Below are 12,843 nucleotides of genomic sequence, written 5' to 3' on the forward strand. Positions count from 1 at the left end.
GGGCGGTGGAGTTGTTGAGTAATAGTTGATCTTACTCTATCCCATAATAATCATTCATCAACTTATCAAACCACCGTCCGGGTAATATTTGCTTAAGCAAGGGAACTATAGTTTGCCCCATCTGACCTATAAGATAACGTCGCGCCGGATGTTTGGCCGCTACAATCTTGCAAAGCCTGGCGCCAATGGCAGCCGGGGATGGAGCAGCGCCTTCATGTTTCTCAATATTTGCTATAACGGTATTGTAAGCTTTTTCCAAAGCAGCGTGTTGCATTGTAAAGGGAGCCTTCTCCCGGTTTTGCGTGATGGGCGTATTAAAATCGCCGGGGTTAAGCATCACCACTTTAACACCGGTGCTCCGTAATTCCATTCGTAAGCTTTGCGTATAACCTTCCAGCGCGTATTTGGAAGCCACGTACATACTTTGGTAAGGCAGCCCCATAAGGCCGGCTAAAGAACCCGTATTTACAATTAACCCTTTTTTATTTTCGATCATACCCGGTAATACGGTGTTGCACATACGAACAATCCCGAAAAAATTCACCTCAAATTGCTTTTGCGCCATTGCAACAGGCATGGCATAAGCCGGCCCCACAATGCAATTGCCGGCATTGTTAACCAGCACATCTATCCGGCCTTCTTCCTTCAGTATTTGTTCAACAGCAGTACGTGCGGAAGCATCATCCGTTACATCCAGCTCAATGGGCCTGAAGGATACTGCCTGCATACGTTGCAGGTTCCGGGTGGAGCCATAAACAATATGACCCTTTTGCTGTAGTGCGTTAGCACAGGCCAGGCCAATACCGGAAGAAGCGCCTGTTACAAGGATTACTTTTTTCACAGTGGCGTTATGTTAGCTATTAAAGGTAAGAAGGGTGGCGGATCACCCATCCTTTCAGGCGCAGATAAACCCGGAATGGGATCTTTACAACAACCGGAAATTACCCTTACCCCCAATTTTTTACCGGCAAAATAACTTCTGTTAAAATTACATTAAAATTCGTTTATATTCATTTTACTCATCAAACCATCAAAATTTAATCAATTTTTAATAAGGGCTTCTCAAAGTTTTATTAATTTTGAGCCCCAAATGAGAGTATTTATTTTTTTCATATATCTGTGTTGCCTGATGTCGCTGGGGTATGACTATTTTCATACCACCGGTACCCTGCACCGCACCATGTGCTACTCCCAGGCACAGGATAGTGAAAAAAAGCAGCAGGTAAATGCTGTCATAAATACAGATCAGGCCTACACCTTTATACAGGACATTCACCCAAATGAAGAAGAAGAATTCCTGATCAGTGACAATGTGGAGGATGAGGATGCAAATAATTACTTTGCCAGGAAATATAAGTTGTTAACCAGGTGTTATTTAGTTCCCTCCGGCTCACCCGGCTTAAGTCATTTCTATGGCGGCTTTAAAGACCGTCCACTCTTTTACGGCTATTTATCCTATAAATACATTACACAAAGAACTTTACGGATCTGATCAGGTAATTTGCATTAGCAACCTATGGTGCGAGCATGAATACCTGGCGGACGTATATTACTCCCCCTGCACGACAATTCTGGTCTTGCCCTGGCTACTGATGCCATCTTACACCCAAAGAGATCTCTGAGGTTCAAGCGCCAACCGTTCAATACATTAACAATCATGAAGAAAATTGTCATGCTCGCAGGCATAGCTGCCATGCTGTACCAAACAAGCTGTACATCTGCCAAAAGCGAAGAAAAAGAAGAAGCCAGTAAGTATATCGTTACCAGTCCTTTAAGGGTGGATACCTCCTTTACCAAGGAATATGTTTCGCAGATAAAATCTGTAAGGAACATCGAGATCCGTGCACTGGAAAAGGGCTTCCTGCAAAACATTTATGTTGATGAGGGCCAGTTTGTAAAAGCCGGCCAGCTGTTGTTCAGGATCATGCCGAAAATGTATGAAGCCGAATTGCAGAAAGCTGAAGCGGAAGCCAAAGCTGCAGAAATAGAATTGCAGAATACAAAAGTCCTGGCCGAAAAAAATGTGGTCTCAAAAAATGAGCAGGCCGTGGCCCAGGCCAGGCTGGATCAGGCAAAAGCCGAAATGTCACTTGCCAGGTTCCATGTATCGGCCACTGAGATCCGTGCACCGTTTGACGGGGTTATTGACCGCATCCCATTGAAGCTGGGAAGCCTGGTGGATGAGGGGCAGTTAATGACCAGCCTTTCAGATAACAGCCAGATGTTCGCCTACTTTAATGTATCTGAGCCGGAATACCTGGACTACGAAACCAATACCAAAGGCCGCGGCAACAATAAGGTAAGCCTGCTGCTGGCCAATAACAGCCCCCTGCCCTATAAGGGAGATGTGGAAACTATTGAAAGCGAGTTTGATCATGAAACAGGAAACATTGCCTTCCGCGCAAAATTCCCGAATCCCGACAAGCTGTTAAAACATGGCGAAACCGGTAAGGTGCTGATGACAGTACCGCTGAGGAATGCATTGGTTATTCCGCAGAAAGCCACTTACGAAATTCAGGATAAGATGTATGTTTTTGTGGTAGATAAGAACAATGTGGTAAGGTCAAAGAACATTGCCATCACCGGCCGTATGCCGGACCTGTATGTGATTGAAAGTGGCATTTCAGAAACTGACAAAATACTGCTCGAAGGTGTGCAGAAGGTAAAAGATGATGATAAGATCAACTTTGAATACCAGGCGCCCGGGGAAGTTATTTCCCACCTGCGGTTAAAAGCGGAATAGTAGTTTATTATCTAATAGCGTAGCTCAATGTTCAATAAGTTTATACAACGGCCGGTTCTGTCGATAGTTATTTCGCTTATAATTGTTTTCCTGGGGGTACTGGCCATTACCACTTTACCGGTTACACAATTTCCATCCATATCACCGCCCAAGGTGAATGTTACGGCAGAATATCCCGGGGCGAACGGTGAATTAATGATCAAATCTGTGATCATTCCCCTGGAAAGGGCCATCAACGGCGTTCCGGGCATGAAATATATAGCATCCGATGCAGGGAATGATGGGGAGGCTTCTATACAGGTAGTATTTAACCTGGGTACCGATCCTAACCAGGCATCGTTAAACGTGCAGAACAGGGTGGCATCTGTAGTGAATAAGCTGCCACCGCTGGTAGTACGTGAAGGTGTAAAGATCACGCGTGAGGAATCTAACATGCTCATGTACGTGAACCTTTACAGTACTGATCCCAACATGGATCAGAAATTCCTTTTCAACTTCGCCGACATCAACATATTATCAGAGCTGAAAAGGGTGGATGGTGTTGGTTTTGCGGATATTCTCGGTAACCGCGAATATGCCATGAGGATCTGGCTGAAGCCCGACCGCATGCTGGCCTATAAGATCTCGGCCGATGAGGTAATGAAAGCGCTGGATGAGCAAAGCCTGGAAGCCTCTCCCGGTAAAACAGGTGAAAGCTCCGGTAAAAGATCGCAGACCTTTGAATATGTATTGAAATATCCCGGCCGTTTCAGCACCAAGGAAGGATACGAAAATGTGATCTTAAGATCCAGCCCGGATGGTGAGATCCTTCGCCTGAAAGATGTGGCCAGCGTGGAGTTCGGAAGCTCCATGTACGATATTTATTCCAACCTGAATGGCAGGTCTTCAGCGGCAATTGTGTTAAAGCAATCATACGGAAGTAATGCCAGCCAGGTTATTAAGGATGTGAAGGCCAAGCTGAAAGAGATCAAGGCCAGCTCCTTTCCCAAGGGAATGGATTATGAGATCAGCTATGACGTATCCAAATTCCTGGATGCCTCTATCGAAAAAGTAATTCACACCCTGGTGGAAGCCTTTATCCTGGTGGGTTTGGTGGTGTTCCTGTTCCTGGGCGACTGGCGTTCTACGCTGATCCCCGCCATGGCAGTGCCGGTATCCCTGATCGGAACGTTTATGTTCATGCAGTTCTTCGGCATTACGCTCAACCTCATTACCTTATTTGCATTGGTGCTTGCCATTGGTGTGGTGGTGGATGATGCCATTGTGGTAATTGAAGCAGTGCACGCAAAGATGGAGGAAGAGCATCTTTCGCCGTTAAAGGCCACCCAAAAAGCCATGCATGAGATCAGCGGAGCCATTATTGCGATCACCTTTTTGATGGCAGCGGTATTTATCCCGGTGGCATTCATGTCTGGCCCCGTGGGCATTTTCTACCGGCAGTTTTCTATCACCATGGCAACTGCTATTATCCTTTCCGGTATAGTAGCGCTTACCCTTACCCCGGCTCTTTGCGCCATGATCCTGAAGAATAATCATGGAAAGCCCAAAAAGAAAACGGTGGTTGATAAGTTCCTGGATGGGTTCAATAACTCGTTTAACCGTACGCAGGGAAAATACACGCAGCTGCTGGGGAAAATTGTGAGCAGGAGAGTGGTCACCTTTGCGGTGCTCATCGCTTTCTGTATCGGCATCTTTTTCCTGAATAAGAGTGTGCCCTCAGGCTTTATCCCGAATGAGGACCAGGGCATGTTCTATGCGATTATTCAAACACCCCCGGGATCCTCACTGGAAAGAACAAACGAAATAGCGGAAAGGCTGCAAAAGCTTGCAGAGCATATTGAAGGTGTACAATCCGTTTCTTCCCTGGCAGGTTATGAGATCCTTACGGAAGGAACCGGGTCTAACTCAGGCACCTGTCTGATCAACCTGAAAAGTTGGGAAGAACGCAAACATTCCGTTCAGGAAATTATTAGTGAGCTGGAAGAGAAATCGAAAGATATCACGGGCGCCACTATTGAGTTCTTTCAGCCGCCAGCTGTGCCGGGTTACGGTGCTGCCGGTGGTTTTGAGCTGCGTTTGCTGGATAAAGCAGGATCAGGCGATTATAAAAAGATGGAAACCGTGAGCCGTGATTTTGTAAAGGAATTGAGTAAACGTCCTGAGCTGGCATCCGTATTCACGTTCTATAGCGCCAGCTTCCCGCAATATATGCTGCGGGTGGATAATGACATTGCACAGCAAAAAGGCGTGACCATTGACAATGCCATGAACACGCTTTCTACCTTGATAGGCAGTAATTACGAGATCAGCTTTATTAAATACGACCGCCAGTATAAGGTGATCGTGCAGGCATCGCCGCAATACAGGGCATTGCCTGATGATATCCTGAAGCTGTACGTGAAGAATGACCGTGATGAAATGGTGCCCTTCTCCGCTTTCATGAAAATGGAAAAGGTGTATGGCTTGTCGGAGATCACACGGCATAACATGTACAATGCATCGGAAATAAGCGGTTCATCTGCACCCGGTTGCAGTAGCGGTGAGGCTATTAAGGTAATTAATGAAGTGGCGCAAAAAACTTTGCCAAGAGGATTTGGGATCGACTGGGCGGGTATATCAAAAGATGAAGTAGCACAGGGTAACCAGGCCATTTACATCTTCCTGATCTGTCTAGGTTTCGTATACCTGATCCTGTCTGCACAGTACGAAAGTTTCATCCTGCCTTTATCGGTGATCCTTTCATTGCCGGCCGGTATCTTCGGCGCATTCCTGCTGCTGAAACTAACGGGATTGGAAAATAACATCTATGCACAGGTAGCCATGGTAATGCTGATCGGTTTGTTAGGTAAGAATGCCGTATTGATCGTGGAGTTTGCGGTGCAGAAACACCGCTCAGGCGCCACCGTGCTGCAGGCTGCCATGGAAGGCTCAAAGGTGAGGTTCCGACCCATCCTGATGACCTCATTCGCATTCATTGCGGGTTTGATCCCGTTGGTTTTTGCCTCCGGCCCTGGCAGGATCGGTAACAGGACCATTGGTACTGCCGCTGCAGGCGGTATGCTTTTCGGAACAGTTTTCGGCGTGCTGGTTATACCCGGGTTATACTACATATTCGGCAAAATAGCAGAAAGACGTATGCTTGTTAAAGATGAAGACGAAAATCCATTAACTGAAGAAATTGATCACAATGTATAAATCAAGGATACAACGATGGATTGGGCCGCTGAGTATTTGCCTGGCTGTAGCAAGCTGCAAGGTTCCCGCGATCATGCCGTCAAATGAGAACAGATCGGTTCCCGGATCCTACAACGATAGCCAGGATACCACCAATATGTCGGCCACTCAATGGCGCACCTTTTTCACAGATCAAAACCTGGTAAGCCTGATCGACACTGCGCTGAAGAACAACCAGGAGATGAAGATCACCCTGCAGGAAATTGAGATCGCGAAAAATGATATCCGGTCAAGGCACGCAGCATTACTGCCAACAGTAAGCTTAAGGGCCGGCGCTGAGCTGGAAAAAGTGGGCCGGTATACCAGCCAGGGTGCAGGTGATGCATCTACAGAAATAAAGCCGGGGACGGAAGTGCCGGAGAACCTGCCGAATTATATGATAGGCGCTTATGCAAACTGGGAAGCGGATATCTGGAAAAAGCTGCACAACGCTAAGAAAGCTGCAGTTACCAGGTATCTCTCAACAATGGAAGGCAGGAACTTTGCGCTTACAAACCTGGTTGCTGAAGTGGCCAATTCCTATTATGAGCTGCTGGCGCTGGACAACCAGCTGGGCATCGTAAAACAGAACATTGAGCTGCAAAAAAGCGCACTGGAAATTGTAAAGGTGCAGAAAGAAGCTGCCAGGGCAACTGAACTGGCTGTTCAGAAATTTGAAGCAGAAGTGTTGAAATCCCAGAGCATGGAGTTCGACATTCTGCAAAGCATAAAGGAAACAGAGAACAAGATCAACTTCCTGTTAGGCCGCTATCCGCAGGAAATACCCAGGGATAAAAGCGACTTCTTAGGTTTGCTGCCACAGGCCGTTAACTCCGGCATCCCTTCGCAGCTGCTGGCTAACCGCCCGGATATTAAACAGGCGGAGCTGGACTTAGCCGCTGCAAAGCTGGATGTAAAAGTAGCACGGGCTGAATTTTATCCTTCACTCGGCATTTCAGCCGGAGTAGGACTTGAAGCGTTTAAGCCTTCTTACCTGGTGAAATATCCGGTTGAATCATTGCTTTATTCCCTGGCCGGTGACCTGGTTGCGCCGCTTATTAACCGGAATGCTATCAAAGCGGAGTTTAACAGCGCCAATGCACGGCAGCTGCAGGCTATCTATAACTATGAGCGTACCATTTTAAATGCGTACCTGGAAGTTTCCACCCAGCTTTCCAACATCAGTAACCTGGGTCACAGTTATGACCTGAAGTCAAAGCAGGTAGATGCGCTCACCAGGTCTATTGATATTTCCAATGACCTGTTCAAGTCTGCCAGGGCAGATTATTTTGAAGTGCTGATGACACAGCGCGATGCGCTGGAAGCTAAGCTGGAGCTGGTTGAAACTAAGAAAGAGCAGCTGAATGCAGTGGTTAATATTTACAGGGATCTGGGAGGTGGATGGAAGTAAAATTAATTTTAGATCAGAGAGCCGGCAAGCAATTGACCGGCTCTTTTTATTTGAGCTTCTTCTCTACCCATTTATTTGTTTCATCAACCAGCAATGACATCACATCTTTTTTGCCTGCTTTAAAAGAATGATCTGCTCCTTCCAGTTTTACCAGGGTAGCTTTTTTCAAAGAGGCGCATACGGTTTCGATCAGCTCCCAGGTAGCCAGGGTATCTTTGCTGCCCTGCAAAAAAAGCATCGGTATCTTCAGCGCTTTTAAATGGTCTGCACGCTCAATAGAAGGCTTGCCGGAAGGATGCAATGGAAAACCATAGAAAATAATGCCCTTAACAGGGCTCTCCGGATGGGCTGCCAGGTATTGTGAGCTCATTCTTCCGCCGAAAGATTTGCCGGCAGCAAATAACGGCAGCTTAGGGGCTAATTCACGCGCCTTTGTAATAGCCGCTTCTATTGTAGCATGGGCAACTGCGGGAGTATCAGGCCGGCCTTTTTTTCCTTCAGCAAAGGGGAAATTAAACCGCAGGGTGGCAATGCCTGCCCCTGAAAGCGCATTGGCCAGCGTTTCCATAAACGAGTGATCCATGCCTGCCCCTGCACCATGTGCCAGCGTGAAAATGCACTTTGGTTTGTCCGGAGTGGTGTATTTAGCTGAAACGATGCCTGCCGTAGGGGAAACCGTTAGTTTTAAGGATTGTATACTCATGGTGAGATCAAAATTAAATCATCTGTCAGAAACTACCTCTTACCCTTTTTTACGGGCATTCATATACTCCGGCATGCAGTTCGTCAATCAGGTTTGCTGCCTTAATTGCGAATGACTAATTTAACATTGGCCAGTGCATAACCGCTAACAACAAACATCCCGCCATGAAACATAAACAGGATCTTTCCAGGAGAACTTTTCTGCGGAATGCCGGCCTGTCCGGTATCGCTTTAACAATCGGCTGTTATTGGCCATCATTGGGGAAAAGTGTTGGCGAAATTATTCATGCAGGTGACGCGGATAATTCAGCAACAGAGCTAATGTCGTGGATCTCAATAGACAGTGCCGGCAAAGTAACCATTTTTAATCACCGTTCAGAAATGGGACAGGGAACCTGGCAGTCCATTCCGCAAATTATTGCAGAAGAGCTGGAAGTTAGCATGGACCAGGTGAGTATACAATTTGTCGCAGCCCACCCTGATAAATATGGCCCGCAACCGCAGGAAGGAAGTTTTTCTATACGCGGCTGGTGCCAGCAATTGTTACGCATGGGCGCCAGCGCCCGGGAAATGTTGATCGAAGCTGCTGCAAAACAATGGGGTGTTGAGGCAAGCGGATGTTATGCTGAAAACGGGCAGGTGATACATCGCAGCACAGGACGAAAGCTCAGCTACGGAGCACTGGTAAAAGACGCTGTGCAAATAAAGCCGCCGGAGCAGGTTAAGCTAAAAGAGCGTAAGGATTATAAAGTGATCGGCAAACCCCTGCGCCGTAATGATACCCTGGCTAAGGTCAATGGCGCTGCGGTCTTCGGACTGGATAAAAAGCTGCCGGGTATGTTATATGCGGTAGTGGAGCGTAACCCGCGTTTCAGAGGGAAAGTAAAAAGCTTTGATGATTCAGCCACAAGATCCGTTAGCGGTGTAGTACATGTATTTAAGGTACAAAGACCTGTTTTTGATCTGTCATGTGAAGGCGTGGCCGTAGTGGCCAATTCATTATGGGCGGCTATGCAGGCACGCAAGCTGCTGAAAGTAGAATGGAATGATGATGGCTTTGAACACCTGGATTCTGAAATACTGGTTGCAAGAATGCAGGAGGATCTTCACAAACCCTTGCCATCAGCTGCTTTTGAAACAGCATTAAAAAATGCTTCAGCTATTACAGCAGCGGAGTATGAAATGCCCTACCAGTCGCATAGCTGTATGGAGCCGCTCAACTGTATTGCGGATGTAAAGGATAATAGTATTGAGATCTGGGGACCGATACAGGAAGCCAATTGGGTACAGGCCGATCTGAGCGAAAGGCTGCATATTCCCATTGAAAATGTTACGGTGAATATGACATTTCTCGGCGGTGGTTTTGGAAGAAAGGCATTCCTGGACTACCCGGTGGAAGCGGCCCTTATCTCAAAAGAGATGAAAGCGCCGGTGCAGGTAATGTGGACAAGAGAAGACGACATGAGCATGGGGCCTTTCCGCGGAGGAGCACTCTATAGCTGCAGGGGAGGGGTAGATGCACAAAATAAAATATTCGCTTTTCAAATTGTTTCGTCTTCACAATACTTTGGCTCAGGAACAATTAAAGACGCTGAACCGCAACCTGTAACAGTTAATAGTGGTGGGGTTGCCGGCCTTGCAAGTGACTATTATCAATCAATACCGCACTATAGTTTTGGCAATCTTCCCACAAAGTCTCCCATACCAACTATGTGGTGGCGCGCGCCGGGCGCCAATGTTGATGCATTTGCCGCAGAAAGTTTTATAGATGAGCTGGCGCACCTTGCTTCACAGGATCCGCTTGCATTCAGAAAAGCGCATCTTAACTCTCCCCGTTACCAGGCATTGGTAAATAAGCTGGCAGCCATCAGCAGCTGGGAAACGCGGCGCAAAAATGATGGATGGGGCGTAGCCATCACAGAATGTTTTGGCAGCATGGTAGGGCAGGTAGTGAAAGTATCCCGCAAGCCGGATCAAAAACTTAAAATTGACAAGGTATTTGCTCTCATAGATTGTGGCTGGTATGTAAACCCCGGTATTATCCGTGCACAGATCGAGGGCAGCATCATAATGGGACTGGGCGCAGCACTTAACCACGCCACACATTTTAAAGAAGGGAAGGCGGTTGAAAGAAATTTCAACAGCTACTTAATGCCACGCATTAATGAGATCCCGGAAATAGAAGTGCATATTATGGAGAATGATGAAAAGCCCGGTGGTGTTGGTGAGCCGGGATTACCAGCTTTTGCGCCGGCCTTATGTAATGCCATTTTTGACCTTACGGGTAAGCGGGTTCGTAAGCTGCCGTTTAGGTTGGAGGAGGTATAGGTTGGCGAATAAAACCCTCCTTGGTGATGTTAAAGATTTGCAGTTATACTGAATTATACTTAGCCAGTGGTATAATATTTAACAAGTTTTGGCTGAGTATAAAATAATATACTTAGCCAAAACCTAGAAAAATACGTAGTTTTGGCTGAGTATAAAATATGTTATGCTAACAGGACGGATAGAGGAACAAACGATACTAGCTAGAAAAATGAGCTCTGGGGAAGCTGAGCTAATCGCGGTATATGGTCGGCGGAGGGTTGGTAAAACATTTCTTATCCGGACCTATTGCAAAGACAAGATCATTTTTGAAGTGACGGGAGTTCACGAAGCTGCCTTTAAGGATCAGCTGCAGAATTTTAACCTGGCCCTGCAAGCTGCGATGAAAAGTAAAGTACCTATCGCCACGCCGGAAAATTGGGTAAAAGCATTCCACATGCTGGATCAATACCTGGATGACTTGCCCCAAAATAAGCCAGCTGTATTGTTCTTTGATGAATTCCCCTGGCTGCATACCCAAAAATCCGGCTTTCTGCAGGCATTCGAACACTGGTGGAACAATTCAGCCTCCAGGAATGATCATCTTAAGGTAATCATTTGTGGTTCTGCGGCATCGTGGATGATCGACCAGGTGATCAATAACAGAGGCGGCCTGCATAACCGGGTAACCCAAACCATCCGCTTACTTCCTTTCACACTTTCGGAAACCGAGCAATACCTGATCAGCCGGGGCATCCGGCTCAGCCATTACCTGATCCTGCAGTTATACATGGCTATGGGTGGCATACCACACTACCTGAAAGGAATTCAAAAAGGAGAAAGCGTAGCCCAGGTGATTGATCGGTTATGCTTTACCAAGGATGGTTTGTTAAAAGGTGAGTTTAAAAATCTTTACCAATCTCTGTTCAGTAACTCCCATCACCACGAGGCGGTGATCCGGGCGCTTGCCAAAAAGGGGAAAGGATTGACCCGGAATGAAATCATTGCGGAATGCGGGCTTAGTTCAGGGGGAACAACGACCAAGATCCTAAAGGAGTTGGAGGAGTCAGGATTTATTACGCCGTACATTCCTTTTGAGAAAACCGAAAAGGAAAGCATCTACAAACTTTCGGATGAATACTCGCTATTCTATCTGAAATTTATCGAACATGCCAAAGCCACCGGTGCAGGTACCTGGCTTCGGCAATCAACTACCGCATCGTATACCATTTGGAGCGGGTTTGCGTTTGAATCGGTTTGTCAAAAACATATTCTGCAGATTAAAAAAGCGCTTGGTGTAGAAGGCGTATTGACTGAGACTTCCGGATGGCGATATATACCACCAAAAGCAAAAAAAGGCGCGCAAATCGATCTGCTGCTTGATCGCCAGGATAAGGTGATCAATATTTGTGAAATGAAATTCGCCAATAGCGAATTCGTGATAGTTAAAAAATACGCAGAGGAGCTGGAGAATAAAATCACAGTGTTTAGGTCTGAAACAAAAACCAGGAGTGCGATTTTTCTTACCATGATCACCACTTACGGTGTGAAGAAAAATGATTACTATCGGGACATCGTGCAGGGTGAGGTAGTGATGGGGGATTTATTTAAATAATCCTTCCCAACCTATACAGGGACCTGTTGATCATACTGGAGCTTTTCGGTTAGTGAACCTGTAACTTAGCACAGCTGATCCACGAATAGTCCAATACCTGCCATGGTTAGTACATAATGGTTCAATAGCCGGCAGGTATCTTTGTATTAAACATTAACATTAGGCAGTTATGCGGATAGTTACCCTTGAAGAACATATTTCCTTTCCGGAAATGGCCAATAAAATACCTAAAGAGGCCCTGGGTGGTTTTGGTCAGTCAGCAGCTATGCAGCGGATAGCTCCAAAATTGGCGGATATTACCGGCGAACGCCTGCAGTCAATGGATGATAACGGTATTACAATGCAGGTGCTGTCTGTAGATAGTGCCGGCGCTAACCTGTTAAGTCCGCAGGAAGGTCCGGCTTTTGCCATGCAGTATAATGACCTGATTGCGAAAAGCATTGCAGGGCATGAGGACCGGTTCACGGCTTTTGCTCACCTGCCTATGACAGCGCCCCTTGCTGCGGCTGATGAATTGGAACGTGTAGTAAAGGAATATCATTTTCGCGGGGCAATGATCCGTGGGCTCACCCAGGACCAGTTTTTGGATCATCCGGAATTTGCACCGGTCTTACTGCGTGCCGAAAAGCTGAATGTGCCTGTTTACCTTCATCCTGGCCTGCCGCCAAAAGGAGTGGCCGATATTTATTATAGCGGACTGCCTAATCATTCAGGAATGGCAGAAGCGTTGGCTTGCTACGGCTGGGGATGGCATTCAGAAACCGCGCTGCATGTATTGCGTTTGCTCTATTCAGGTGTCTTTGATATGTATCCCAGGCTAAAGCTGATCATCGGCCATATGGGAGAAATGCTGCC

The 12,843-nt window shown here is 46.8% G+C and carries 10 protein-coding genes; 8 read left to right on the plus strand and 2 right to left on the minus strand.

The window, feature by feature from the left end:
* Positions 1–31: 31 nt before the first annotated feature.
* Positions 32–841 (minus strand): SDR family oxidoreductase, encoded by an 810-nt coding sequence (locus tag VIM87_RS28265; RefSeq protein WP_332000228.1) that lies wholly within the window; start codon positions 839–841, stop codon positions 32–34.
* A gap of 9 nt (positions 842–850) precedes the next feature.
* Here VIM87_RS28265 and VIM87_RS28270 point away from each other — a divergent pair, with 9 nt between their 5' ends.
* The 5 genes from VIM87_RS28270 (at position 851) to VIM87_RS28290 (ending at position 7,367) form a co-directional block, all read left to right on the plus strand.
* Positions 851–976, plus strand: coding sequence for a hypothetical protein (locus VIM87_RS28270; RefSeq protein ID WP_332000229.1), 126 nt, complete (start codon positions 851–853; stop codon positions 974–976).
* A 114-nt stretch (positions 977–1,090) separates the two neighbouring features.
* Positions 1,091–1,492 carry a hypothetical protein gene (locus VIM87_RS28275; protein ID WP_332000230.1) on the plus strand — a complete coding sequence of 134 codons (402 nt, stop codon included), beginning with the start codon at positions 1,091–1,093 and terminating at the stop codon, positions 1,490–1,492.
* 165 nt (positions 1,493–1,657) lie between these two features.
* Positions 1,658–2,743, plus strand: a complete 1,086-nt coding sequence (locus tag VIM87_RS28280) for an efflux RND transporter periplasmic adaptor subunit (RefSeq protein WP_332000231.1) — start codon at positions 1,658–1,660, stop codon at positions 2,741–2,743.
* A 27-nt stretch (positions 2,744–2,770) separates the two neighbouring features.
* Complete coding sequence (locus VIM87_RS28285) at positions 2,771–5,938, plus strand: efflux RND transporter permease subunit (protein ID WP_332000232.1); 3,168 nt, start codon at positions 2,771–2,773, stop codon at positions 5,936–5,938.
* A gap of 73 nt (positions 5,939–6,011) precedes the next feature.
* Entirely contained in the window at positions 6,012–7,367 is a 1,356-nt protein-coding gene (locus tag VIM87_RS28290; RefSeq protein ID WP_332000233.1) for a TolC family protein, read from the plus strand.
* A 46-nt stretch (positions 7,368–7,413) separates the two neighbouring features.
* Here the strand turns inward: VIM87_RS28290 and VIM87_RS28295 are convergent, their stop codons facing one another.
* Positions 7,414–8,070: an alpha/beta fold hydrolase gene (locus VIM87_RS28295; RefSeq protein ID WP_332000234.1), complete on the minus strand. Its 657-nt coding sequence runs from the start codon at positions 8,068–8,070 to the stop codon at positions 7,414–7,416.
* Between the two features lie 164 nt (positions 8,071–8,234).
* Here VIM87_RS28295 and VIM87_RS28300 point away from each other — a divergent pair, with 164 nt between their 5' ends.
* The 3 genes from VIM87_RS28300 to VIM87_RS28310 all read left to right on the plus strand — a co-directional run.
* Positions 8,235–10,397 (plus strand): xanthine dehydrogenase family protein molybdopterin-binding subunit, encoded by a 2,163-nt coding sequence (locus VIM87_RS28300; RefSeq protein ID WP_332000235.1) that lies wholly within the window; start codon positions 8,235–8,237, stop codon positions 10,395–10,397.
* 163 nt (positions 10,398–10,560) lie between these two features.
* On the plus strand, positions 10,561–11,988 hold the full coding sequence (locus VIM87_RS28305) for an AAA family ATPase (RefSeq protein ID WP_332000236.1): 1,428 nt from the start codon (positions 10,561–10,563) through the stop codon (positions 11,986–11,988).
* A gap of 169 nt (positions 11,989–12,157) precedes the next feature.
* Positions 12,158–12,843: amidohydrolase family protein (locus VIM87_RS28310; protein WP_332000237.1), on the plus strand; the 686-nt coding region annotated here is incomplete at its 3' end.

It is taken from the genome of Chitinophaga sp., assembly GCF_036569125.1.
Classification (GTDB): Bacteria; Bacteroidota; Bacteroidia; order Chitinophagales; family Chitinophagaceae; genus Chitinophaga.